The 25,240-nt window shown below is 57.4% G+C and carries 26 protein-coding genes and 1 pseudogene; 8 read left to right on the top strand and 19 right to left on the bottom strand.

Translation table 11 applies throughout. From position 1 onward, the window contains the following. A pseudogene (locus tag HF320_RS05900) lies at positions 1-252 on the top strand (lactaldehyde reductase); the annotation flags it as partial. Between the two features lie 187 nt (positions 253-439). After that, on the top strand, positions 440-1,138 hold the full coding sequence (locus HF320_RS05895; protein WP_169277497.1) for a GntR family transcriptional regulator: 699 nt from the start codon (positions 440-442) through the stop codon (positions 1,136-1,138). Between the two features lie 91 nt (positions 1,139-1,229). On the opposite strand, the gene HF320_RS05890 is transcribed toward HF320_RS05895, so the two are convergent. The 5 genes from HF320_RS05890 to HF320_RS05870 form a co-directional block, all read right to left on the bottom strand. After that, on the bottom strand, positions 1,230-2,102 hold the full coding sequence (locus HF320_RS05890) for a dihydrodipicolinate synthase family protein (protein WP_169277496.1): 873 nt from the start codon (positions 2,100-2,102) through the stop codon (positions 1,230-1,232). Positions 2,103-2,168: 66 nt separating this feature from the next. Beyond that, positions 2,169-2,495, bottom strand: coding sequence for an L-rhamnose mutarotase (locus HF320_RS05885; protein WP_169277495.1), 327 nt, complete (start codon positions 2,493-2,495; stop codon positions 2,169-2,171). A gap of 47 nt (positions 2,496-2,542) precedes the next feature. Continuing rightward, on the bottom strand, positions 2,543-3,430 hold the full coding sequence (locus HF320_RS05880; protein WP_211158989.1) for an amidohydrolase family protein: 888 nt from the start codon (positions 3,428-3,430) through the stop codon (positions 2,543-2,545). Between the two features lie 36 nt (positions 3,431-3,466). Then, positions 3,467-4,561: a Gfo/Idh/MocA family protein gene (locus HF320_RS05875; RefSeq protein WP_169277494.1), complete on the bottom strand. Its 1,095-nt coding sequence runs from the start codon at positions 4,559-4,561 to the stop codon at positions 3,467-3,469. 76 nt (positions 4,562-4,637) lie between these two features. Further along, entirely contained in the window at positions 4,638-5,657 is a 1,020-nt protein-coding gene (locus HF320_RS05870) for an L-rhamnose/proton symporter RhaT (protein ID WP_169277493.1), read from the bottom strand. A 276-nt stretch (positions 5,658-5,933) separates the two neighbouring features. On the opposite strand from HF320_RS05870, the gene HF320_RS05865 reads away from it, so the two are divergent. From HF320_RS05865 to HF320_RS05850, 4 genes are read left to right on the top strand one after another with little or no spacing between them, the layout of a single operon-like run. Then, positions 5,934-7,076 carry an extracellular solute-binding protein gene (locus HF320_RS05865; RefSeq protein WP_169277492.1) on the top strand — a complete coding sequence of 381 codons (1,143 nt, stop codon included), beginning with the start codon at positions 5,934-5,936 and terminating at the stop codon, positions 7,074-7,076. An 18-nt stretch (positions 7,077-7,094) separates the two neighbouring features. After that, positions 7,095-8,255 carry a CaiB/BaiF CoA transferase family protein gene (locus HF320_RS05860; protein WP_169277491.1) on the top strand — a complete coding sequence of 387 codons (1,161 nt, stop codon included), beginning with the start codon at positions 7,095-7,097 and terminating at the stop codon, positions 8,253-8,255. 2 nt (positions 8,256-8,257) lie between these two features. Further along, complete coding sequence (locus tag HF320_RS05855) at positions 8,258-9,388, top strand: CaiB/BaiF CoA transferase family protein (protein WP_169277490.1); 1,131 nt, start codon at positions 8,258-8,260, stop codon at positions 9,386-9,388. A gap of 15 nt (positions 9,389-9,403) precedes the next feature. Next, positions 9,404-9,853, top strand: coding sequence for a MaoC family dehydratase (locus HF320_RS05850; protein ID WP_169277489.1), 450 nt, complete (start codon positions 9,404-9,406; stop codon positions 9,851-9,853). A gap of 112 nt (positions 9,854-9,965) precedes the next feature. Here the strand turns inward: HF320_RS05850 and HF320_RS05845 are convergent, their stop codons facing one another. From HF320_RS05845 to HF320_RS05820, 6 genes are all read right to left on the bottom strand, one after another. Then, positions 9,966-10,133, bottom strand: coding sequence for a hypothetical protein (locus HF320_RS05845; RefSeq protein WP_169277488.1), 168 nt, complete (start codon positions 10,131-10,133; stop codon positions 9,966-9,968). 333 nt (positions 10,134-10,466) lie between these two features. Next, on the bottom strand, positions 10,467-11,327 hold the full coding sequence (locus HF320_RS05840) for a PTS system mannose/fructose/sorbose family transporter subunit IID (protein ID WP_211158988.1): 861 nt from the start codon (positions 11,325-11,327) through the stop codon (positions 10,467-10,469). Next, on the bottom strand, positions 11,324-12,151 hold the full coding sequence (locus HF320_RS05835; RefSeq protein ID WP_169277487.1) for a PTS mannose/fructose/sorbose/N-acetylgalactosamine transporter subunit IIC: 828 nt from the start codon (positions 12,149-12,151) through the stop codon (positions 11,324-11,326). The genes HF320_RS05840 and HF320_RS05835 overlap by 4 nt, the downstream gene beginning before the upstream one ends. Positions 12,152-12,164: 13 nt before the next feature. Further along, positions 12,165-12,662 carry a PTS sugar transporter subunit IIB gene (locus HF320_RS05830; protein ID WP_169277486.1) on the bottom strand — a complete coding sequence of 166 codons (498 nt, stop codon included), beginning with the start codon at positions 12,660-12,662 and terminating at the stop codon, positions 12,165-12,167. Positions 12,663-12,707: 45 nt separating this feature from the next. Beyond that, positions 12,708-13,130: a PTS sugar transporter subunit IIA gene (locus tag HF320_RS05825; RefSeq protein ID WP_169277485.1), complete on the bottom strand. Its 423-nt coding sequence runs from the start codon at positions 13,128-13,130 to the stop codon at positions 12,708-12,710. Positions 13,131-13,139: 9 nt separating this feature from the next. Further along, a complete protein-coding gene (locus tag HF320_RS05820) occupies positions 13,140-14,027 on the bottom strand; it encodes a class II fructose-bisphosphate aldolase (RefSeq protein ID WP_169277484.1) in 888 nt (295 codons plus the stop codon). Between the two features lie 257 nt (positions 14,028-14,284). On the opposite strand from HF320_RS05820, the gene HF320_RS05815 reads away from it, so the two are divergent. Beyond that, a complete protein-coding gene (locus HF320_RS05815; RefSeq protein ID WP_169277483.1) occupies positions 14,285-15,073 on the top strand; it encodes a DeoR/GlpR family DNA-binding transcription regulator in 789 nt (262 codons plus the stop codon). 255 nt (positions 15,074-15,328) lie between these two features. Here the strand turns inward: HF320_RS05815 and clpB are convergent, their stop codons facing one another. The 6 genes from clpB to dnaK all read right to left on the bottom strand — a co-directional run bounded on the left by clpB (position 15,329) and on the right by dnaK (position 23,116). Next, entirely contained in the window at positions 15,329-17,974 is a 2,646-nt protein-coding gene (clpB, locus tag HF320_RS05810) for an ATP-dependent chaperone ClpB (RefSeq protein WP_169277482.1), read from the bottom strand. A gap of 559 nt (positions 17,975-18,533) precedes the next feature. Further along, positions 18,534-18,851 (bottom strand): hypothetical protein, encoded by a 318-nt coding sequence (locus tag HF320_RS05805; RefSeq protein WP_169277481.1) that lies wholly within the window; start codon positions 18,849-18,851, stop codon positions 18,534-18,536. Between the two features lie 9 nt (positions 18,852-18,860). Next, positions 18,861-19,265, bottom strand: a complete 405-nt coding sequence (locus HF320_RS05800) for a heat shock protein transcriptional repressor HspR (protein WP_022387557.1) — start codon at positions 19,263-19,265, stop codon at positions 18,861-18,863. Between the two features lie 54 nt (positions 19,266-19,319). Then, the gene (locus HF320_RS05795) at positions 19,320-20,285 is read right to left on the bottom strand and encodes a DnaJ C-terminal domain-containing protein (protein ID WP_169277480.1); all 966 of its coding nucleotides are present in this window, start codon (positions 20,283-20,285) and stop codon (positions 19,320-19,322) included. 75 nt (positions 20,286-20,360) lie between these two features. Further along, entirely contained in the window at positions 20,361-21,212 is an 852-nt protein-coding gene (locus HF320_RS05790) for a nucleotide exchange factor GrpE (protein WP_169277479.1), read from the bottom strand. A 2-nt stretch (positions 21,213-21,214) separates the two neighbouring features. After that, entirely contained in the window at positions 21,215-23,116 is a 1,902-nt protein-coding gene (dnaK, locus tag HF320_RS05785; protein ID WP_169277478.1) for a molecular chaperone DnaK, read from the bottom strand. Positions 23,117-23,535: 419 nt separating this feature from the next. Between dnaK and HF320_RS05780 the strand changes: the two genes are divergently transcribed. After that, a complete protein-coding gene (locus HF320_RS05780) occupies positions 23,536-23,721 on the top strand; it encodes a 4Fe-4S binding protein (protein ID WP_022387553.1) in 186 nt (61 codons plus the stop codon). 108 nt (positions 23,722-23,829) lie between these two features. Here the strand turns inward: HF320_RS05780 and HF320_RS05775 are convergent, their stop codons facing one another. After that, the gene (locus HF320_RS05775) at positions 23,830-24,378 is read right to left on the bottom strand and encodes a transcription repressor NadR (RefSeq protein ID WP_248276637.1); all 549 of its coding nucleotides are present in this window, start codon (positions 24,376-24,378) and stop codon (positions 23,830-23,832) included. After that, the gene (nadC, locus tag HF320_RS05770; RefSeq protein WP_169277477.1) at positions 24,375-25,235 is read right to left on the bottom strand and encodes a carboxylating nicotinate-nucleotide diphosphorylase; all 861 of its coding nucleotides are present in this window, start codon (positions 25,233-25,235) and stop codon (positions 24,375-24,377) included. Before nadC ends, HF320_RS05775 begins: the two co-directional genes overlap by 4 nt. Positions 25,236-25,240 lie beyond the last annotated feature (5 nt).

Below are 25,240 nucleotides of genomic sequence, written 5' to 3'. Positions count from 1 at the left end.
GAGGTCGCCGTCGCCATGGGCGTCGACACCGCGGGCATGAGCGCCGACGAGGCCGCCGACGCCGCCATCGCCGCCGTCAAGCAGCTCTCCGCCGACGTGAACATCCCGCACGTCTGCGAGGCCATGAGGGCCGACGAGATCGAGGTGCTCGCCAAGGACGCCATGGCCGACGCCTGCTTCCCGGGCAACCCCCGCGAGGCCACGCTCGACGACGTCATCGAGCTCTTCAAGAAGATCTGCCCGGACGCGTAGGGCCGCGCCTTCATAGAAACGCGCCCAAAAACCAGTTTGGACGCAAGGCCAACCCTACAAGCCTTTCTCTCAGCGGGTGCCGATTCTCCGGCACCCGTTTCACGCTCTTGCGGCTGCACAAAGCCCGTAAATGCTACGATTACATCGTTATTGGCAACAACCAAGCAGTAACGTCAAAGGAACCAATGTGAAAGTCGAACCCGTTAAGAAAGAAACGCTCACCGAGCAGATAATGAAGCAGCTTGCCGACAAGATCACGTCCGGCGAGCTTAAGCCCGGAGAGCGTCTGCCTGACGAGCGCTCGCTTGCCGAGATGTTTGGCGTGACACGCAGCCGCATTCGCGAAGCCTTGCGCGCACTCTCTCTTATCGGTTTGATTGACATCCGGCCTGGGGGAGGCTCTTTTGTCTCCGATCAAAGCGCCCAGATTCCCGCCGAAACAATTCTTTGGAGCTATCACCGCGAGATTTCCGATTATGAGAACCTCTACGATGCACGCAAACTCATTGAGGGAACCGTCTACCTTGCGTGTTTTGACAAGCGCACCGATGAAATCATCGACGTGCTTCAAGATTATGCCGAACAGCTTCTTTCGCTCGACACGGCCGAGGTGTCCTCGGAAGACCTCTCCGATCTTTTGGACGAGATTGACACCTATGTGGGCGTGAACTGTGGTAACGGAATCTTCCACAAACTCATGCAGACCATGATTGTCCTACGTCGCGAATCCGCAATTAAAATTCTTTCGGCTTCTGCTTCGCGTGAAAGCTCGATTCTTTGGCGCGTTAAAATCTTGAAAGCATTTGCACAGGAAGACCGCTCGCGTCTAGCTTCCAATATCGATGCCTTCTATGCCAACTCCATTTCCCAACTTCTGGAAGAGTAACCCGCCCTCTTTCCCCGCGAAACAAATGGACCGAGCCTTCGCGGGAAGGCTCGGTCCATTTTCTTTTGGATGCTCTCTTGAAATAGAAAAGCTACTTCACCAGATTGCTCGCAACGACCGCATCAACATGAGCAGCAGCAGCATCGCTCAGGGGCAAAAACGGCTTACGCATCGCGCCCACGTTCACGCCGCGTTCGGCCAAAATATGCTTAATCGAGGGAAAGGGACCCTCCCCCATGATAGCTTCCATGATGTTGTTGGCCTTGATCTGAAGCTCGCGCGCCTCGTCGATACGCCCCTCGTTAAACGCGTTGTATACCTTGAGGTAATGAGGCAGCATGAAGTTGAAGGTCGATCCAATAAACCCGTCGCAGCCCATAGCCAAAAACGAAACCATCTCGTTTTCGAAGCCACCAAAACACTTAAGGTCTGGATTGATGGCACGTAGGCGCTCCATCTCATAGAGATCGAGATTGGTGTGTTTAATGCCAGCGATGGAACCCGATGCGAACATCGCACGCGTATCGGCATCGTAAAGGTTAAGCGTCCTTTTAGTGTTCATGGGAATGTTGTAGTAGTAGATGCCGTGGCCAACCGCAGAAGCAAGGTCGTCATAGTAGCTCGCCACTGCCGCTGAGGAATAGCCAAAATAAATGGGCGGCGTTGCGGCAATGCGTTCATAGCCCATCTCAGAAGCCGCTTTAGCGTAGCACACGCTCTCATCGGTACCGCATGAGCCCACATGCGCAAAAAGCGTGCAACGGTCTTTATATTCTGCAAAAACCTCAAACAGATGCAGATGCTCTTCGGGGGTCAACAAAAAGCACTCGCCAGAAGAGCCCGCAACAAAGAATCCCGCCGCTCCTTCCTCAAGATTCGTCTCGACCATCTGGCGAATAACGTCGTCGTTGATCTTTCCGCTCTCGTCGAAGGGGACCATCGACGCAACATACAAGCCTTCCATCTCTTCCTCTTTCAAAACAAGGGAGGCACCAACCCGGCGCCTCCCACTCCGTGTATCTTACCTGCATTAGTCCAGGTGATAGACTTCCTTCATATCAACCCAAGGACCATCTTCCGTAAATGGCTTCATGCAGGGAACAACTGCTGCCCACCACTCCTGCGTCGTAGGATCCGCAGCCATCTTGGCCATATCAGCCTCGTAATCGTCGCCTGTGTACTCGTAATACGAGAACAGCAAGCCATCGTAGTAGTAAATCGAGTAGTTTTGCAGGTTGCAGGCCTTAATCATCTCGTTGACGCCCTCAAACGGCGCAGCATGATAGTTGGCGTACTTCTTGTAGCCCTCCTCGCCGTCGGTACGAGAAACAGATCCAAAGCGAATAACCTTACCCATAATGAATCTCCATTCATTTGTGTGCGTCAGATTTGGCGCACGTGTCTTTACTTAAGGCCGTATACACGGCGCGCGTTCTCGGCAAAAAGCGCTTCGCGATCGGCAGCATCGAGTCCCTCGGTTATTTTGAGCATGGCGCACATCCACTCATCGAATGTCATCGCTATGTTCAAGACCGGATAGTTACTGGCAAAAACAACCTTGTCGGCATCGAACGCGTCAAGAGCAACGTCAACGGATCGCGCCAGGCTCTCGGTCGTCCACAGCTTCATGGGATTCAAACCAGAAACCTTACAGACCACGTTATCCAGACGCCCAAGCAGTGCCATATTGCGCTTCCATGCGTCCTGGTAAGCACGCTCCTCCTCAGAAGGATTGGCCTCCCCCATGATGTCGGCGTCGACGATGCCCATATGGTTCAAAACGATGGTGGTCTCGGGGCACTCTTTGGCAACCGTCACCAGGTCTCCCAGCTCAGGACAGCGCAAACACCCTTCAAAAACCAGGCCCAGTTCGCCCAGGCGGCGCACGTTCGCCAAAAACTGAGGCTCAAGGCACGTACCGGGCTTTGCGCTTGGCACGTGCAGAACCTGACGCACGCCCTTGATTTGCGGCTTTGCGCCCCATTCAGTGATATAGGAATCGAACCCAGGAGTCGTCATATCTCCCGAGATGCAAGCACCGCCGTAGATGCAATCTGGATCAGAAACCATCTGGCACGCAAGTTCGTTTTCACGAGGGCGCTCTTCGGGAGCCATGTCGACCTCGATATACACGGCCTGCTCAACGTGATATCCATGGTCGGACGCCTGATTGGCCACGTAGTCACTCGGCGCCCACGTGCGCTTCAAAACCGGACCTTCTCCATCAAGCCACGGCAGACGATAGTGATCCAAATCCCAAACATGCACGTGAGTATCGATAACGTTCATCATGGTCAGCATGTCTCCCTAAAAATCAATCCGCTTTGCCTACTCGCTGTAGTCGACCGGGGTGCCGCCCTCGGCGCTCGACTTGTAGCACGCCTCGACAACGCACATAGTATGGAATGCGTCCTCGACCGAGTTCATGTACTCATAGCTGGGATCGTCAAGCTTCTTCATCAGGCCGCCCATAGTGCCGATAAAGGCTTCGTTAAACCAGCTGCCGCGAACGGGGAGCTCTTTCCATTCGCCCTCGTCGAACGTGATGTACTCAACGCGATCGGGCTCACCCTCAGGGTAGTCGTACATCAAGCCAAGCTTGACACGGATGGCACCCTCGAGACCCTCGATCTTGAGAATCGACTCCTGGTACTTCTTCGCATAGTTGTGATTGAAGTTGATGTGCAGGTTAACGCGCAGGTCATCACCGTAATCCATAATGATAGCGGTGCGGGTCTGGGCAAGATCGCGCATCTTGGGATGCTGCATGGTCTTGCAGTAAACCGACTTGGGATCGCCTACCAGGGAGCGAATGTTGTCGATGTAATGGATGGAGTGGTAATTGATCTCCACGCGATCCTTGGGGAACAGGAACGGCCAGAGGTTCCAGGGCTGCTCGCCAACCAGACGATGGTCGATATCGACTACCTCGCCAATCACACCGCGGTTGATAAGGTCGCGCACGGCAATCATATAGGGAGCCTGACGCAGCTGGAAGTTGATGCCCGCAGTGAGATTCTTCTCATGGCAGATGCGAAGGATCTCGCGAGCCTGCTCGATGCTCTCGCCCATGGGCTTCTGAATCAAAACACCCGCATTGTCAGGAAGCTGAACCAAAATCTCCGGAATGGCATTCGCAGGAACGGCGATATCGAACACGGCGTCATACTGCTTGCCAAACTCGACGAGCTCCTCGACGGTCTCGGCAACATGAGGGATTCCCCACTCCTCAGCAACTTTCTGGGCAGTCTCGTGGTTCAGATCATAGCAAGCCTTGACGGGGAAACCGGCCAGCTTGTAGGCAGGATAGTGAGATCCCTGGACGATACCACCGGTACCGATGCTCACGATGTTGCGCGGGGTCTCCGGCATCTCGGGGCAATACGTAAGTTCATCAATCGAAGAGACGTTATCGACGGCCATGATTTAACTCCTTATGGCTCGAATTAATAGGGTGTTGTTGGCTGTTTTGGATGGAACGTAATCGGGGGGCTCTCTTCTACATCACGTTGGTGATACCGAGGATGACCAGGGCGACGATGATAACGGCGTTGCCCGCAAGCGCAACGTTGCGCGCCTTTGCAAATCCGGTCCACTCGCCATCCTTAAAGCCCCAGGCATTAGCCACAATCAGTGCGAGGCCGTTAAACATGACCCAGCCGACGGCGGGACCAAGATCGCCGAGCATGGAAGTAGCGAAACCGTACACGCCAAGAGCGGCAAACCAAACGAACGAGGTGAGCAGGACCTTGCCATACGCCTTGCCGCAGCCAGGCTTGGTGTAGTCGGAGAACGTATGGTTCTTAATCAGCTTATACAGCGCATAGAAGAAGTTGGCGACAAATCCGCCAGCGAAAACAACAGTCCACTGAAGCAGCGATGCGTACATGGGGCTAACGCCATCCGCCACGGCGATTCCCACCGGGGTGCCAGAAGCGGTCGCGCCAATGTTGATGGCGGCAGAGCCGGCGCCCGATGCGAGGGCCATGATAAAGCCGACCATGAACAGGGATTTCTTTCCGCCTTGAGAATCAGAAGAATCCTCTTCTCCCTGATCGGCACGTTTCATAAAGCCAGCCTTGGAAAGAATGATGACGCCGACCATCAAAACGGCCTGGCCAACAAGAATCAGGCCCAACACGCCAGCAGAAGGCCACGTTCCCAAAAGTGCCATGGGAACCAAGCTGCCCAACAGGTTCGAAAGACCAAGGTTGATACCCGTCACCAGCGAAACGCCGATGTAGTCAATAGCGCGGCTGTACCAGATCGAGCTGATGCCCCAAAAGAAACCGGCGAGGGCACCACCGATGAGCATAGGCAACGGGGTCTGCTGCAGATAGGTAAAATAGTTGCCGCCAATTCCGATGAATGCCCAAATATGCGGCATAAGCAAAACGCCGATGATAGAAAAGAGCGCCCAGAAGGCCTCCCACGAGAACGGTTGATACTTTTTAAAACAGATACCGAAACTTCCCTGGAACAGGGTCGCGAGCAATAGGACTCCAAATGCTGCTGCCACCTTGATCTCCTTTTCTCGAGTGTGATGCGAGAGACTGGCCCGCGGTTGCCGCGCTCTCTGGTAGCACCAATTCTTATTCAAGGCTCTTCGATTTGGCAATAACGATTGAAAAACTCGGCTAATTTAGCGATAAACGGTATAAAAAACCGTTTAGGCGTAATTTTGGTACTACCACGGTTCATGTGTATTCGCTATTTCATACGTACTAGACAGCGTCTGGTACTACCAATTACACTGTCACAGACAGAGAGCCGCTCAAGAAGGGATCAGTATCATATGAGCACGACGCTAAAAGGAATCACTTGGAACCACAGTCGAGGATTCACTTCGATCGTCGGCGTTGCCCAGCGTTTTTCCGAGCTCAACCCAGGAATCGACATCGTGTGGGAGAAGCGTTCTCTCTCCGAGTTCGAAAGCAAGCCCATTCAGATGCTTGCACAAGACTATGACTTCTTAGTCATCGATCACCCCTGGGCAGGGTTTGCCGCAAAGCACAATGTCTTGCTGCCACTTAATAGCTACCTGCCTGCCGAATTCTTGGCGGATCAAGCAGAAAATTCAGTTGGCAAATCTCATGCCAGCTATAACTTCAACGGATTCCAGGCTGCGCTCGCCATCGACGCCGCCAGCCCCGTTTCTATCTATCGTCCCGACAAGATGGACGCCTCCCAGGTACCCCACGACTTTGAAGACGTCATCGAACTCGCTAAAACCGGCGCGGTAATCTATGCCGCAACGCCAACGTATCTACTCATGGATTTCTACGCCATGTGCGCAACTTCCGGCGGTGCCCTTTTTGACGAAAGCGACCCCGAACACGTTGTAGATGCAGCCCATGGCCAAGCCGTTTTGGAAGACATGCGCCGTCTTGCCATGTGCTGCCCAAGCGAAATCTTCTCCTACAACACTATCGATCTTCATGAAGCCCTGGCGACCAGCGACACGGCAACGTATTGCCCCTTTGTATACGGATATGTCAACTACTCGCGTCGTGGCTATGCCCAGCACGTGCTTAAAGCCGGCAATATCATCAACTACCACAGTCACATGCTGCAGGGCGTACTGGGAGGGACCGGCCTTGCCATCTCTTCTCAGTGCAAGCATATCGACGAAGCCATAGCGTTTGCCCAGTACGCACTCTCCCCCGAAATCCAACGCACCCTGTATTGCGACTGTGGGGGTCAACCGGGGCATCGCGCCGCATGGCTTGACGAAGAGTGCAATCGCACAACGCTCAACTTCTATAAGGATACGCTCGAGTCGCTCAACCATGCCTATTTGCGCCCGCGCTACAGCGGCTATCTCACCTTCCAGGACAATGCCGGCGTGATCATCCGAGATTACGTGCGATCGGGTGGTGATGTAGCAGCAACGCTAAAAAAACTCAATGAACTCTATGTCAGCTCTCGTGAGCAATAGACGGAAGGAGGATCGATTATGAAACCGCTCGAGGGAATCTTGGTGCTGGATTTTTGCCAGTATCTCGCAGGTCCATCAGCAGCACTGCGCTTGGCTGACCTGGGGGCCCGCATCATCAAGGTCGAACGCCCTGGCTCGGGAGACGGCTCGCGTCGCCTGATTCTGGAAGGCTGCACATCTGACGGTGACGGCCTCAATTTCCATACCATCAACCGCAATAAGCAAAGCATCGAGCTCAACACCAAAAGCCCTGAAGGCCTTACTATGGCAAAAAAGCTCATTGCCCAAGCAGACGTTCTCATCGAAAGTTTTCGCCCTGGCGTCATGGATAAGCTTGGTCTTGGATACAACGAAGTCCATGCTCTGAATCCTCGCCTTGTATACGCAAGCATAAGCGGCTACGGGGCCGCCAGCCCCTGGGCGGCAAAGCCAGGACAAGACCTGCTGGTACAGTCGCTCTCCGGCCTGGCTTGGCTCAATGGCAACGCAGACCAACCGCCCATGCCGTTCGCGCTTTCTCTGGCAGATTCCTATACGGGCGTCCACGCTGCGGAAGGCATCCTCGCCTGTCTCGTTCGCCGCGAAATCACGAACGAAGGTGGACATGTCGAGGTAAGCTTGCTCGCTTCCGTACTCGATCTTCAATTTGAAGTTATCACCACGTATCTCAACGATGGAAACAAGGCCCCCGAGCGCAGTGAATTCAACAACGCGCACGCCTACTTGGCAGCCCCGTACGGAATCTACGAAACATCTGATGGTTATATCGCCCTGGCCATGGGCTCGGTTGTCGAATTGGGACAGATTATCGGCTCCGATCAGGTTGCATCCCATACCGATGAATCCGAATGGTTCACCAATAGAGACGCCATCAAGCGTGACATCCAGGCAGCGCTTGAAACGGACACAACCGCCAACTGGCTAAGCAAGTTAGAAAAGCACGATTTCTGGTGCTCCGATGTCTATACCTGGGAAAAGCTCGTTGCATCCGACGCCTTTAAAGCGCTTGATTTCATTCAAGATGTTAGCCGCGTTGCGGGGCAGCAGGTACTCACCACTCGTTGCCCCATCAGTTTTGCGGGAGAGGACTTTGGCGCTTCAAAGCCCGCACCACGCCTGGGCGAGGACACAGAGGCGATCATTGACGAATTTCATCTCAACGACACGAAGGAGGCGTAACCATGAAACCGCTCAAGGGAATTACCGTCTTGGATTTAAGCCAGTTCCTCTCTGCACCGTCCGCGACGTTGCGCCTTGCAGACCTGGGAGCCAAAGTCATCAAAATTGAGCGTCCGGGCATTGGCGATATTTGTCGCACGATGTATATCTCAAACTGCAAGATCGATGGCGACAGCTCGTTGTTTCACGCCATCAACCGTAACAAAGAGAGCGTTGCACTCGATCTTAAAGACCCTGCCACAAAGCCGCAGCTCGAAAGGCTGATTCTCGAAGCCGACGTCATGGTGGTCAATTATCGCCCCGGCGTCGCCGCACGCCTTGGCGTTGATTACGAGTCGGTGGCAAAGATTAACCCGTCTATCGTCTACGGTGAAGTCACCGGCTACGGCACCACAGGACCTTGGGTCAAGAAACCCGGACAGGACCTTCTTGCTCAAGCCCTTTCCGGCATCTGCTGGCTTAATGGCAACGCAGACCAAGCGCCCACGCCCATGGGCCTTTCGGTAGGCGACCTCTTTGCCGGACAGCACTTGGTACAGGGAATCCTGGCCGCCATTCTGCGCAACAAGCGAGAAGGCATTGGAGCTCATGTTGAGGTAAACCTCATGAAATCCCTACTCGATGCCCAGTTTGAGGTCTTTACTACCTATTTAAACGACGGGCAAAAGCCACCGGTGCGCAGCAAAATCAATAACGCGAGTGCCTTCATCGATGCGCCCTACGGCATCTACGAAACCGAAGACGGGTTTATCGCCATCGCTATGGTTCCCATCCCACGCCTCGGAGAGCTCATCGGATGCGACGCACTGCAAGGATACACAGATCCGCAGGATTGGCACATCAAGCGTGACGAAATCAAGAGCGTGCTTGCCGAGTATCTTTGCGGCAACACCACGGAGCACTGGCTTTCCTTGCTGGAGCCGGCAGACATCTGGTGCTCAGACGTCTACACATGGAAAAAGCTCATGGCAACCGATGCCTTTGACAGTCTTCATATGATTCAGACAGTCAAGCGAAGCAACGGCACCGAGATTCATACCACATGCTGCCCCATCATCATCGACGGGCAGCGTCCCCAAGGTGGACCCGCGGCACCAACCGTAGGACAAGATACCGATAAGTACATTGCTTAGGAAAAGGAGTCGATCATGGACGAGCAGGCGTACTATTTTGAGGACTATCAGCTGGGAGACACCCGCACCACGGGCGGCAAGACCATCACCGAGGCCGACATCGTGATTCACGCCGGCCAAACGGGCGACTTCTTTCCGCACCACGTAGACGCCGATTGGTGCGAGAAGCACGACTTCGGTCAGCGCATCGCCCACGGCACGTTAACTTTCAGCGTGGGAGTTGGCCTCACCGCTTCGTTTATCAACCCCGTTGCTTTCTCCTATGGCTATGACCATCTGCGCTTTGTCAAACCGGTCTATATCGGCGATACCATCCACACGGTGGTTACCATCAGCGATAAGAAAGACCATAAGAAGCATGCCGATAAGGGCATCGTGACTGAGCATCTCGAAATCATTAACCAGAAAGGCGAAACCGTTATGGTCGCAGATCACCTGCTGATGTGCCAAAAGCGCGACGCATAAAGGTCCGGTCGTCCTTTCAAGCATAAAGGCGCCGCTGTGTGGAGACCCTCGCAGCGGCGCCTTTTTCATATCAACGAAGCCTCAGAGCCTCAGTAAAACAGACGTCCCGGCGTTAATCCCAAGGGTCGCGCTCGAACAGTGGCTCGCGCTCGGGACGTCGATCCGAATACGGATCGTAGCCGTCATCGTCCTCGTTCTCCGCACGAATGAACGGGTCTTTTGGCTTGAGCGTCACCTTGGTTTCAGACGCCGTCTTCTTAATGTCTTTATCGCTTGCCATGTGCGCTCCCCACTCGTACCTCACTCGTACCTCACCCGCATCCAGCACCATCCTAGCATCCATCTCATAAAAAAGTCCGGCCCCATCACCTGGGGACAGATCTGGCTCAAAATCAGGCAAGGTCGCACGGACCGATGAACCTCGTGCGTGAGATGAATCAGAATCACTGAACCTTGTCCGCGCCCCCCTTGTTGCCGCATACGACAGCAGACGCACCGCCGCCCATCATCGGTCAAACGGCAAGCCCCGCGCCGCCGCAAAAACGCGGCAGCGCGGGGCTATAAGGAAGAAAGCGCGTTCGTAGCGGGCACAGGGACGCTGGCCGCCTACGTTCTAGCAGATGCCCGTGAGACCGAGCACCAAGCCGATAACCATCGTGCCGATGATGATCCAGTTGACGTTGACGTTTTTCTTGAGCAGCTTGAAGCAGCCCAGGGTATACAGCAGCGGAATCAGGCCGATGAAGATGGTGTCCAGGTAGGTCTGGATCATGACCGGGTCACCCTCGGGCATGGGAATGGAGATCGCGCAGTTGAACTTAACGAACGAGGCCGCCATGGCGCCGATCATCAGCAGACCGAGCGTGCTCGCAAGCTTGGTCACGATGCCCATCAGACCGCTCTCGTTGATCCTGGTGATAAAGCTCGAGCCAACGCGGTAACCCAGAACCGTAAGCACCCAGCGTGTGATCCACGAGGGGATGTTATAGATGAGCAAGAAGACAATCGGGCCCAGAATGGAGCCGTTCTGAGCGCAGAGCGCCATGCCCACGGAGACGGCGATTACGCGCAGGACACCCCAGAAGATGGCGTCGCCGATACCGGACATGGGGCCCATGAGGGACGCCTTGACAGAGTCGATGGAATGCGTGTCGAAATCCGGGCTGGCTGCGTTCTCGCGCTCCATGGATGCCACGATGCCCATGCAGAAGGTACCCACGTTAGACGTGATGTTGTACCACGTGGAATGGCGCACCAGGGCGTCGCGACGCCGTTCCTTATCGGGGTAGAAGCGCTCGATGGCCGGCAGAATGGACCACATAAAGCCCGAGGCAGCGCCGCGGGCGCCGCCGCAGTAGTGAGCAAAGACGTTGAACGAGTGGAGGAAGATGCCGTGGAGCATCTTGCGGTCTTCGGGCGAGAGATCCTTGGTGGAGATGCTGATCTTCTCGCTTGTGGTATCGGTAGCACTCATGCGAAGAAATCCTCCTCTTCGAGCTCGGCAGCGGACTGGGCGCCTGCGGACACGCCGGTCTCGCGCAGTTTCTTGATCTGATTACGCAGGTCGAGATTCTCCAGGTCGCGCAGGCAGGTGACAACCAAGATCACGGCGCCCACCGCAGCGATGGCGATCATGGGCATGTTGATATACTCGAACAGCACAAAACCAAGCAGGAAGTAGATGGCGATCTTGTTGTCCCATAGCATGCGGAGCAGCAGGGCCATGCCAACGGCGGGAAGCAGGCCGGAGGCCGCGTTGAAGCCGTTAATCACAGCTTGCGGAACCATGTCCATGAGCTGAGAGGCCGGCTCGGCGCCCACCCACACGGCCAGAAAGACGGGAATGGCGAACAGCGCGTTCATGACGATGGCGCCGCCAAAGTGGCAGACAATGACCTTCTTGCTCTCACCGGAGTTGGCCGCCCAATCAACGACGGGCGCCCAGAAGGACATGAGCACGTTGAGGACGAGCGAGTAGATGATGTTCGCGAAGATGGCCGCGGCCACAGCGAGCGGAATGGCTACGCCCTGCTCCATACCGGAGACAACCACAAAGCACACGGCAAGCACCGTGCCAGCCACCGTGTCTGCAGAGGTGGCGCCGCCAACATTGACGCTGCCGATGAAGATCGCCTGCAGCGCGGCGCCGATGATGATGCCCATAGTCACGTCGCCAAAGACGATACCCGCCACAAGACCCACGCCCAGTGGCTGATCGATCATCGGTTGGCCGAACGTCCATTGGACGAAGTAGCAGAAAAAGGCGGTGAGATACGCCATAAGGGCTGTTGTCAGCATTACTTCTCCTCTCCTAGAGCTTTGCCAACAGGTCCGAAACCTTGACCTTGCCGTCCGTCACGCCAACCTGATGGAAGACGGGCAGGTCCTGCTTAACAAGCTCACGCGCGGCAGCGACCTCATCCGGGTTGAGCGTCACGCCTGTGGTGAGCAGCACCTTGGCGGCATCGTCAGAGCGGTCGAAGCGTCCCACGTTGGCCACGTTCACGCTGCCGATCCTGCCCGGCGCGCCCTTGACGAGCTTGAGCGCATCGGCCACGTTGCCCGTGAGGGCAAAGATGCGCATCTCGCCGGCACGTGGGTCGTTAGCCACCTTGATGGCGTCCTCCACCGTGCGAATCAGGAGCTTCTGGCCGTTCGGGCACGCCATCTTGAGCGTGGCCGCCTGCGTCTCGTTCTCGGCCGCAGCATCATTCGCCACCAGGATGCCCTTGGTGTTCAGCTCCTTTCCCCACATGAGTGTGACCTGCCCGTGCACTAAGCGGTCGTCTACACGTAGCTGAACAATCATTCCGATCCCCTTTCCTTTCCATCTCTTGCGAGAAATTCCGTCTTGTTATGCAAAGAAGTCGTCGTCCGTATCCAGCGCTTCCTCAGCCGGTAGGGCAACGCGCTGCATGCAACCCGAGGCCTGCGCCACCGCGCCATCGATGTACTCCGGTGTAAAGCGCTCGGTGGTAAGCAGGCATTCCAAAATAAATGCGATGTTAAAGCCCGTCACGTGAACGATGCCGCGCTGCTCCGGTTGCATGGCCGTAACCATGTTGCAAACGCTGCCGCCCAAAAGGTCCGTGATGATCAGGGCATCGTCTTCGGGCTGCACGCTCTCGATGAACGCAGCGATCTTCTCGTTGGGGTCGCTCTCGTCCACATAGCAGTCCACCGCGGTGATGGCGGAATCGTCGTGCAGCAGCACCGCAGCCACGCTCTTGACGCCGCTCGCCAGGCGGCCGTGAGAGGCGACGAGGATTTTCTTCATGCCTGCCCCCTATGCCAGCGGCTCGGCGCCGTTTGCGAATACGCGCACAACGTGCTCGAACGTGTTGTGCAGGCTCTCGTATGCCGTAGAGGTCATGTCGTGCCAGTACACCGGGGCATCGGCGTTCTCGGCGGTCTTTTCGCCGATCATGGCACGCACCGCGTCGCCCGCGTACTTGACGCCGTAGGTGTAGTAGTTGATCTTGCGAATGCCTGCGTCGATAGCCTTCTTGTAGTCCTCATCGGATACGCCGGAACCGCCGTGCATGACAAGCGGCACGTTCACGCGCTTGCGAATCTCACGCAGCACGTCGAAGTTGAGGTGCGGCTCGCCTTTGTACAGGCCATGCACCGTGCCAAAGGAGCAGGCCAGGATGTCCAGGCCTGTGGAGGCGATGAAGTCCTGCGCCTGATCGGGGTCGGTGTAGACGGCGCCCGCTTCCTCCGCCGTGGAACCGGCATCGGGGTCGCCGCCCTCACGAGAACCCATGGACCCCAGCTCGCACTCAAGGCCCGCACCGTAATCCGCGCACATCTGGGCTGCATACTGCGAGAGATCGACGTTACGCTCATAGGAGAGCGCGGAGCCGTCGAACATGACGCCCGTAAAGCCCAGCTCCAGGGCACGGCGGGCGTAGGACAGGTGCTCACAGTGGTCCAAGTTCAGGCAGATATGAGCACTCGAGCGCTCGGCCAGGGAGGTGACCAGCGGCGCGACCACGTTGATGGGTACCAGCGACTCATGCACCTCGGCGTGTTGGATGATGATGGGATAGCCCGTCTCCTCCGCAACATCAACCGCTGCACGAACAGCCTCGAGACTCGCCGAGTTCACCGCAGCGACCGCCATATTGTTCTGCTCCGCAATGTTGCAGATGTCTCTCAAGCTAACAAGCATCTGTTCCCCTCTCTCGTATGGCAAACAGGGTAAAACGTATAAACGAATTCAAACGGAACGTTTGACGAGTTTCATTATATTTCGATTGATTTTGATTCGTTTTAAAAATGGGCTCAGACGGCTTGAACGGTATCTAATTTGCCGTGAACGTTTCATTAGATTTCGTTTTCAGCCATTTGATTTCGATTTTTGGCTATATAGTTTGTTCGAAGAGTATGTCAAAAAATGAACCCCTCCGGTTTGCTTTGGAGTACGCCATGGACGAGTCACGCCCCTATTACCTGGAAGAGCGCCAGGAAGAGATCCTTTCCCTCCTCAATACGCATAACATGGTGCGCATCGCCGAGCTTAGCGATCGCTTTGGCGTATCGGAGGCGACCATCCGCAAAGATATGCGTGCGCTCGAGGGTCGTGGGCTACTGCGTCGTACGCACGGCGGCGCGATCTTGCCCAACCCCAATTCGAGGGAGCTTTCGTTCGAAGATGCCTCCGTCACCGCTCAGGAGGAAAAGCAGCGCATCGGTGCGGCCGCGGCAAAGATGGTGCACGACGGCGACACGTTCTACCTGCAATCCGGCACCACGACGGGCTCCATGCTGCGCGCGCTCAAGGGACGCAGGAACCTCACAATCATCACGTGTGACCTTTCGCATGCACTCATGGCCGAGGAGCTGCTCATAGACAGCGAGGTCATCTTGCTGGGTGGCTCGATGCGCTCCGGCTACCACTATACGCAGGGTCCCGAGACCATCCGTCAACTCGGTGATTACTTTGTACCCACCGCATTTTTGGGCACCAACACGTTCTCGTTTGCCAAGGGCTTCAACGCCCACCGGCTTGAGCAGGCATGCATGGTGCGCACCGCGCTCGATTCTGCGGAACGTCGCGTCATCTTGATGGATTCTTCCAAAATCGGCGTCATGGGCATGGTGCACGCTGCAGACCTCGGCGACATCAACTGCCTCATTACCGATACGGGCGTGGACATGGACACGCGCCGCCGCCTGGTAGAGCTCGCGCCCAATCTGGAGGTCATCTACGCATAGCGCGGCGCAACCGAGCTCGGATATGTACGCACTCACAGTGCACCACACGGAGCGCATCCTCGTATCTTTACGATAGAAAATGCATGTCAACGCTACGTAATGCACGCATCGACCTTATACGCAAAAAGCGGCTCGCCCTCCCAATGGAAGAGCGAGCCGCTCTGCATAATCGCGCGCCATGGCATCTCAGCGGGCCAAAGGCTAGGCCTCGTAGGTCGCATCAACCGATGTCCCTCGCACTAAACGCGAGCTGCGTTACTCCTGAGGTGCCTCAAACGGAGCATCGAGGACCTCGTCATCTGCAACCTTGGGCTCCACACCTGCGACCTCAAACTTACCGTCGGAGTCCACATCGAGTGAAATCTTGTCGCCCTCGTGAGCGCGACCGTCGATAATCGCCGCGGCGATAGCATCCACGACCTCGCGCTGCACCAGACGCTTGAGCGGACGAGCACCAAACACAGGGTCCAAACCGCCCACGGCGAGCATCTGCTTGGCAGCAGGTGTGATCTCGAGCTCCATGCGCTCCTTTGCCAGGCGGGCGCGCACATCTTTGAGCTGAATGTCGACGATCTTTTGGATCTGTTCCATGCCAAGGGGATGGAACACCACAATGTCATCGATACGGTTGAGGAACTCGGGGCGGAAGGTCTTGGCCATCGCAGCGTCAACCTGACGGCGCATCTCGGCCTCGTCCTTGCCCGAAAGCTCGGCAATCGCGCTAGAGCCAACGTTGGAGGTCATGATGATGATCGTGTTCTTGAAGGACACCTGGCGGCCCTGACCATCGGTCAAGCGACCATCATCGAGCACCTGCAGCAAGATGTTGAAGACATCTGGGTGGGCTTTCTCCATCTCGTCGAGCAAAATCACGCTGTACGGACGACGGCGCACGGCCTCGGTAAGCTGTCCGCCCTCGTCGTAACCCACATATCCCGGAGGAGCACCGATTAGACGTTGGACCGAGAACTTCTCCATGTATTCGGACATGTCAATGCGAACGAGCGCGCGCTCGTCATCGAACAGGCACTCGGCAAGCGCCTTGGCAAGCTCGGTTTTGCCCACGCCGGTAGGACCCAGGAAGAAGAAGCTGCCGATGGGCTTATTGGGGTCGGAAAGGCCCGCGCGGCTACGGCGCACGGCAGCGGCAACCGCCGAGACAGCCTCGTCTTGGCCGATAACGCGCTTATGCAACTCGCCCTCGAGATTCTTGAGCTTATCGAGCTCACCCTGCATCATCTTGGAGACGGGCACGCCGGTCCATGCGCTTACGACCTCGGCAATCTCGTCGGACGTCACCTGCTCGTTAAGGCCCTCGCCGTCCTTGCCCTTCTGCTCCTCAAGCGCCGCCTCGGCAGCCTGGATTTCCTGGGTAAGAACGGGAATCACGCTAAAGCGCAGCTCCGAGGCGCGAGCAAGGTCGCCGTTGCGCGTGGCGCGCTCCTCTTCGCTCTTGGCGTCGTCGAGCTTACCTTTAAGCTCCTGCACGTGGTCGATCGCGTTTTTCTGGTTGAGCCAGCCCGCCTTTTGCACGTTGAGCTTTTCTTGGACCTCCGCAATCTCTTGACGCAGCGTTTCCAAGCGCTCCTTGGAAGCATCGTCCGTCTCCTTCATGAGCGCCTGTTCCTCGATCTGCATCTGCGTGAGCTGACGCGTTGTGGCATCGATCTCGACCGGCATGGAGTCGAGCTCCATGCGCAGGCGGCTTGCAGCCTCGTCTACCAAGTCGATGGCCTTGTCGGGCAAGAAGCGGTCGGCGATATAGCGGTCGGAAAGATCGGCTGCGGCCACCAGCGCGCTATCGGTGATATGTACGCCATGGAAGATTTCGTACTTCTCCTTCAGGCCACGCAAGATAGAGATGGTGTCCTCAACGGTGGGCTCGCTTACCAGCACCGTTTGGAAACGACGCGCAAGAGCGGCATCCTTCTCGATGTACTTGCGATACTCGTCGAGCGTAGTGGCGCCGATTGCATGCAGGGCACCGCGGGCAAGCGCCGGCTTTAAGATGTTGCCGGCGTCCATCGAGCCCTCGGTAGCGCCCGCGCCCACGATGGTGTGGAGCTCGTCGATGAACAGGATGACCTTACCGTCCGACTTCTCGACCTCTTTGAGTACGGCCTTCAAGCGATCCTCAAACTCGCCGCGGTACTTGGCGCCAGCCACCAGCGCGCTCATGTCCAACTCGATAAGGTCGCGGTCGCGCAGCGTGCTGGGCACGTCGCCGGCCACAATGCGCTGGGCGATGCCCTCGACGATAGCGGTCTTGCCCACGCCAGGCTCGCCAATCAGTACCGGGTTGTTCTTGGTACGACGCGAAAGAACCTGAATGGTACGGCGAATCTCGTCGGTACGGCCAATCACCGGGTCGAGCTTGCCGGCGCGCGCAAGGTCGCAGATGTTGCGACCGTACTGCTCCAGTGCCTCGAACTGAGTCTTATCCTCAGCAGAGGTAACGCGGTTATCGCCGCGCAGCTCCTCATAGACCTGCTCGATGCGTTCGCGCGTGACGCCCGCGTTGTTAAGGATGCGCCCCGCATCTCCCTTATCCTCGGCGAGCGCCATGAGCAGGTGCTCGGTCACCACAAAGGAGTCGCCCATCTTAGAGGCCTTCTTCTCGGCCTGATTGAGCACGCGGACCATGTCGTTGGAAAGCCCGATCTGCGCGCCATCGCCCGAGACCTTGGGAGCGCCGTCGATTGCCTTCTGCGCGGCGGCCGCGAGCGAGGAGGCGTCGGCGCCAATGCGCTCGATGATCACGGAAATATTGCGCTCGCCAGCACCCAGCAGCGCCGCAAGCAGGTGCACGGGCTCGACCGCGCCCGCTTGAGCGTCGGATGCGATGCCAATGGCCGTCTGGAGAGCCTCGCGAGAAGTCATTGCCAACTTATCGATTCTCATATATCTCACCTCTCTATAGGTGTTGCCCGCGGCGCGGGCGATGCTCGCGCCGGGGCGGCCGCCCTACGGGGCGGTGTCCTGTTGTTCGAGAGGTATTGTTACCGAATGTGCCCCAAGTTATACATAAATCTAAGTCTCTATATATAAGATTTTATGAGTCGGGAGATGCAGGAACAGCGCAAGACGTGATTTGGCGCAAAGCGCGCCTGTAAAAAATACAGTTATAGGTATGTTTGGACAAGATACGCGAATATCTCGGCTTTTCGACACCATTTATGCAGGAAAAACAACTCAGCGAATCCTGTCTACTTAGATTTTTCGCTTCAACCTACCTATAACCGTATTTTTTGAAGCAGAAGTCCAGAAAGACCCCGCTCCTGCCCAAGGTTTATTCAAGTGCAGATGCATCGCTGACCAGCTAACGCCCGCACAGCCCATGTCAACACCCGGAACAGGGCGTCCAAACGGAGCGACCCTGCTTACGAAAAAAGCCCGTCGGAGCGTTAGCTCCGACGGGCCTCACAGTGCAAAATGGATCGGATAGCGGGGCCTAAAGCCACTACTTCCAGTCGATGCGTCGCCTTGTAGCAAAAGCGCCCGCTGCCAGACCGGCAACAAGCACGGCAATAGCCCCCACAACAGCGGGAACGGTTGCCACATACGACGCCACAAAGGAAACGAGCACAAACAGAAACGCCGCTTCCAAGCAAAAGAGCGCCACCTCATAGCACGCTTGATGCTCGCTCTCGCAGCCGCGCGCTTGTGCTGCGGCATCGAACGCCTCGTTGAGTCGAGGCGATTTACGCATCATGAGCAAGGCGCCCAAAATCATGAAGATAACGCCAATGCATCCAAAGACAGCCTGTATTACCTGCATAAACAGCTCCTACTGGCCAAGCAGGCCACGCAGAACCTGCTGAGGATCGCCCGAGCCATCGCGCGGAACCAGCGCGGTGATCTTCTTTTGCATCTTGAACTCGTGCAATTCTTCCTCGAGCTGGCGCACGCGGGAGCGAAGCTTCTCGTTTTCGCGCTCACGCTCCTCCGAACGCTCTTTCATATCGAGGATGCGTACCACGCCGGCCAAATTAATGCCCTCGTCGGTAAGCTGGTTGATAAGCTCCAGACGCTCGATGTCGGCACGCGAGTACAGGCGCGTATTGCCACCCGAACGCTGCGGGTTCACCAAACCCTTGGACTCGTAGACACGCAGCGTCTGAGGGTGCATGCCCGTGAGCTCTGCCGCCACGCTGATCATGTACAGCGGCTTATTCCTGTTGTCATCGGCCATGGCCCTCAGCCTGCTTTCAATCGACTACCCCACCATGGTACACAGTTGGGGTCGCTAGAACTTTGCGAAGTACTTGTTAACCTCTGCGCGGTAATCGCGCGTGTCCTCCTTGCGGAGCTTCTCGAACACCTTGCGCTCGTCGTCGGTAAGATGCTCGGGCACGACAACCTCGATCTCGACGATCAAAGCACCCGTGCGGCCGCGGTGCGAAACGTCCGGCGCTCCCAGGCCCTTGCAGCGGAACTTCTTGCCCGTCTGCGTACCTGCGGGGATGTCCAACTTGACCTTGGAGCCACCCGGAGTAGGAACCTCGATTTGACACCCAAGTGCAGCCTCGGTATACGAGACAGGCACCGTCATGGTCACGTCGGCGCGCTTGCGCTTGAACAGCGGATGCTCCTGCACACGAACGGTCACCACCAAATCACCGCGTCCGCCGCCACCGGTGCCGTATTCGCCGCGACCCTTAAAACGCATCTTGCCGCCGTCTACCGCACCAGCAGGAATGGAAATGGTAATGGCCTGTGGCTCGCCCGTCGAGGGAACGCGATAGTTGACCTTCTGGGTCACGCCGCGAAACGCGTCGTCTGCCGAGACCTCGACATCTACCGAAAGGTCTCCTCCACGCGAGGCCCTGCTGCGAGGCTGGCCGCCAAAACCGCCGAAGCCCCCAAAGCCGCCAAAGCCCTCAAAATTTTGAGCCCAATCCGAGCCGCCCACGCCTTCGCCGCGCATGACGCTGCTCAAAATATCGTCCCAGGGAACATTCTGGCCGCTATAGCCACGCGCACCGCCGGCACCGGGAATGCCTCCAAAGGCGAGCATCTGGTCGTACTCTTTGCGCTTCTTTTCATTTGAAAGCGTGTCGTACGCCTCGGAAATCTCCTTGAACTTTGCCTCGTCACCGCCCGCATCGGGATGGTACTTTTGCGCAAGCTTCCTAAACGCAGACTTGATCTCTTTATCGGTGGCGTTTTTCGAAACGCCCAAAACATCGTAGAACGTCTTGTTGCCAGCCATGGTTTTGCCCTCCTTTCGAGAGCGAGGATCATCAGATTAAAAGGGCCCCAGGCGAATGCCCGAGGCCCTCAGGTGTTACTCTTCCGAGCCCGTTGCCTCATCGGCCGCCGGCTCGCCTTCCGGCGCTTCTTCTGGAGCCGGTCGCTTCTCACCGCCATAGGTCACGGTCACCATCGCGGAACGCAGCACGTGGCCCGCCATGCGATAGCCCTTCTGGTACACGTCGTTGACCGTCTCGTCATACTGAGACGCATCCTCAACGCGTCCAACGGCCTGCTGCTCAAGCGGATCGAATGCCTCGCCCTTGGGGTCGATGGGCTCCACGCCCTCATGGGCAAACACGTCGAGCATCTTAGAATGGACCGCGTCCACGCCGTCTACGAACTGGCTGAAGTCGTCGGCCATATCCAGGGTGCGGGCGTGATCGATAGCGCGCTCGATATCGTCGACCACAGGCAGCAAGGCGCACACGAGCTTCTCGGTAGCGCGCTCGCGCTCCGCCAGGCGCTCGTTTGCCGTACGACGGCGGAAGTTCTCCCAGTCGGCCTGGAGACGAGCCGTGCGCTCGGCAGCCTCGTGAGCCTTGTCCTCGGCAGCTTTCTGCGCCTCGGCAGCAGCGTCGAGCTCGGAGCGTACGTCGGCAAGCTCCTTTTGAGCCTGCTCGAACTTAAGCTTAAAATCGTCGTCCGCAGCCTGCTCGCCAGCACGAATGGCGGCCTCGACCATCTCTTCCTCGGTCATCGTCGCCTCCTCGGCATCAATCGAGTCCGTGGCACCAGCGGTCTGGGGCGCATCGTCCTTCTCGTCCGCGGTCTCCACGGCGTCTTCTACAGGAATCTTCACGTCCTTCTCCTCAGAGTCAGCAGAGGCGGCAGTGCCGGCAGCAGCGCCGGCATCCGCCTCTGTTCGAGCTTGTTCGGCGGACATGACTAGTTGTTGTCCTTGTCGTCGTCCACAACCTCAAAGTCGGCGTCAACGACATCGTCATCGCCAGCAGCAGCGGCACCATCGGCCGCACCGCTTGCCTGCTGAGCGTCGGCGTAGACGATCTGCGCCAGCTCGTAGGCCACAGACTGCAGTGCCTCGCTGGAGGACTTGATGGCCTCGATGTCGGAGCCCTCAAGGGCCTTCTTAGCATCGGCGATAGCGGCCTCGGTCTTGCCCTTGAGGTCTGCGTTCACCTTGTCGCCCAGCTCGTTGAGCGTCTGCTCGGTGGAGTACACGAGAGAGTCGGCCTGGTTGCGAACCTCGACCTCTTCCTTCTGCTTCTTGTCCTCCTCGGCATGAGCCTCGGCGTCCTTGACCATGCGATCGACTTCGTCGTCAGAAAGCGCGGTGGAGCCGGAAATGGTGATCTGCTGCTCCTTGCCGGTGCCCTTGTCCTTAGCGGAGACCTTCACGATGCCGTTGGCATCGATGTCAAAGGTGACCTCGATCTGAGGCACGCCGCGGCGGGCAGCGGGGATACCGGTGAGCTGGAACTTACCAAGCGACTTGTTATCGCGAGCAAGCTCGCGCTCGCCCTGCAGGACGTTGATCTCGACGCTGGTCTGGTTATCGGCAGCGGTGGAGTAGATCTCGGTCTTGGAGGTCGGGATGGTGGTGTTGCGGTCGATCATCTTGGTCATGACGCCACCCATGGTCTCGACGCCCAGCGACAGCGGAGTCACGTCGAGCAGCAGGATGCCCTCAACGTCGCCGGTGAGAACGCCGCCCTGAACAGCAGCGCCGTCGGCAACGACCTCGTCCGGGTTCACGGACATGTTGGGCTGCTTGCCGGTCATGGTCTTAACAAGGTCCTGAACAGCGGGCATACGGGTGGAGCCGCCGACGAGGATGACCTCGGTCAGATCGGAGAGCTTGAGGTTGGCGTCGCGCAGAGCGTTGGTGACAGGCTGCTTGCAGCGCTCGAGCAGGTCGCGGGTGATCTTCTCGAACTCAGCGCGGGTCAGCGTGTAGTTGAGGTGCAGCGGGCCGGACTGGTTCATGGTGATGAACGGCAGGTTGATGGTGGTCTGCTGGGCAGCGGAGAGCTCCTTCTTGGCGTTCTCGGCAGCCTCCTTCAGACGCTGCAGGGCCATGGGGTCCTGACGCAGGTCGATGCTGTTCTCCTGCTGGAACTTGTCGGCCATCCAGTCGATGACGCGCTGATCCCAGTCGTCGCCGCCCAGGTGGTTATCGCCAGAGGTGGACAGAACCTCGAACACGCCATCGGCAAGGTCGAGGATGGAGACGTCAAAGGTGCCACCGCCCAGGTCGAAGACGAGGATGCGCTGGTCGGAGCCCTGCTTGTCAAGGCCATAAGCCAAGGCAGCAGCGGTCGGCTCGTTGACGATACGCTTGACGTTGAGGCCAGCGATCTTGCCGGCGTCCTTGGTGGCCTGACGCTGAGCGTCGTTGAAGTACGCAGGAACGGTGATGACGGCGTCGGTGACGGTCTCGCCAAGGTACTTCTCGGCGTCGGCCTTCATCTTGGCGAGAGTCATAGCAGAGATCTGCTCGGCGGTGTAATCCTCGCCCTCGATGTTGACAACGGCACGGCCGCCCTGCCCCTCCTTGACCTCGTACGGAACGGTCTTGAGCTCAGAGGTGCACTCGGAGTACTTGCGGCCCATAAAACGCTTGATGGAAAACACCGTGTTCTTGGGGTTGGTGACAGCCTGGTTTTTAGCAGCCTTGCCCACAACGCGGTCGCCATCAGCACGGAAACCAACCACAGACGGGGTCGTGCGGTCGCCCTCGGCGTTGACGATGATGGTGGGGGCGCCGCCCTCCAAAACTGCCATGGCGGAGTTAGTAGTACCAAGGTCGATACCAAGAATCTTGCCCATGAGAAATCCCTTCTTTTTTTCTGCTTTTGCGCAACCTCAACCCATGCCAAAGCGCGCTGCGAGCTTTTTGTTCGAGAAGTAGTGTATCCCCTTATGGGCCTGAATATACAAAATCTAAGTCATTCCATATAAGATTTTTTATTTCTTTGGATGCAGGTCTTGCGCCAAGAGGGTCAAACGGGGCTAAACGCAGGATTACGCCACCAAAAGACCTTGCCCCATAGCGACATGCCAGGCTCAAGAGTCATATAACTTACGCCCAATGGAGATTTCACAAACAGTAAGCCGCCGTTGACTCGGCGAACGGTATGAAGATGCAGTACGCAGGGTATTGCAAACCGTCGGGCGCGTGGTATGTTTTTGCCCGAATCAAACCGGCGCGCGTCGTCTGTAGCGCCGGTCAACAGAGAGGAAAAATCATGGCTCATCCCGTAATCGATGCCGACGAGTGCATCTCCTGTGGCGTTTGCGTTGACACCTGCCCCTGTGGCGTTCTTGAGCTCCAGGACGTCGCCACTGTTGTGGACGAGGATTCCTGCGCTGCTTGCGGTGCTTGCCAGGAGGCTTGCCCCGCCGGCGCCATCACCGAGATCGCTGAGGACTAGCTCTAGCCCACGCGAACAGCTCGCATGCAAAGAGGCCCTTCGCATCTACGCGAAGGGCCTCTTTTTTGCCAAAAAACGGGGCGAAGCCCAAAGGCCCCGCCCCGCCATTTATTCCAGCCCGTCCTCGTAGGGCAAAATCTCGGCCAGATAGCCCTTGGCACGCAGGGCCGCCTCAATCTCGTCGAGCTGCTCCTCGGTCTCGGCAGCAATGCGATGGAAATGGTATCCACTCGTCACCGTCATGAGCGGATAGCTCTTGCCCGTGCGAATACCCTCTAAGTAACGCTCCGCGTCACGACGATTGCGAACGTCCAGGTCGGCAGTAATCTTGCCGTAGACGCGATGGTTGACCATCACGTTGAGCACGGCGCCACCCAAATCGACGATCGTGTTGAGCTCGTCGCCCACGTCATCGACACCGTGGTGCACCTTGACCAAGCGTGTGGGAACGCAAGGCTGCCCTTCTCCCTCGCGCAGCACATAGCCGCGGCTTGTCGCCACCACATCGTGGCCGTCGGCACGCAAAAGAGCGATATCCTGCACAACAACCTGACGGCTCACGCCGGCAGCACGGGCAAGGGCGCTGCCCGAGATAGGGCAAGATGCCCCCTGGAGTTCGCGAATGATTGCCTGGCGACGCTCATCGCCGTTCATCATGCACCGTCCAGCATACGCAAATGCTTCAGCGAAAGGTCTAGGATGGGTGCGGAATGAGTCAGCGCACCGGAACTAATAAAGTCCACGCCCAGATCTGCCAGCGCGCGGATGTTCTGGGCGTCCACGTTGCCCGAGGCCTCCACCTTGGCGCGGCCGTCAATGACCTTGATCGCTTTTGCCATGGCATCGTGGTCCATGTTGTCGAGCATGATGATGTCGGCGCCGGCGTCTGCAGCCTCGCGTACCATGCCCAGGTTTTCGCACTCGATCTCGACCGTGCAGGTAAACGATGCATGGGCACGAGCCATCTGGATCGCCTTTGCCACGCCGCCCGCAGCGTTGATGTGGTTATCTTTGAGCATGACCGCGGTCGAGAGGTTATAGCGGTGGTTGAAGCCGCCGCCCGCGAGCACGGCCGCTTTTTCGAACACGCGCATGCCCGGCGTGGTCTTGCGCGTATCCACAAGTTTGGTATTTGTGCCCTCGAGTGCCCGCACCATGCGACGTGTATAAGTAGCGATGCCGCTCATACGCTGCAGATAGTTGAGGGCAACGCGCTCGCCCGAAAGCAGAATGCGAGCGTCGCCCTTGACGGCAGCCAGATGCTGGCCCGCGTGAACCTCATCACCATCGGCAGCTGTTGCCTCGACCGTCGTTGCGGGATCGAGCAGCGCAAAGGTGCGCGCAAACACATCCAAACCGGCGATAACGCCGTCTGCCTTGGCGATGAGCTGCACCTCGGCCTGGCGTGCCTGGGGGCACACCGATGCCGTGCTCACGTCTTCAAACGTAATGTCTTCGCGCAGCGCCTGCAAGATCAGGTCGTCGCCAACCAATTTCATCGCAATGGGATCCATAACCC

It is taken from the genome of Collinsella acetigenes, from assembly GCF_012844445.1.
Taxonomy (GTDB): Bacteria; Actinomycetota; Coriobacteriia; order Coriobacteriales; family Coriobacteriaceae; genus Collinsella; species Collinsella acetigenes.
This window is presented reverse-complemented; position numbering and strand designations above follow the sequence as displayed.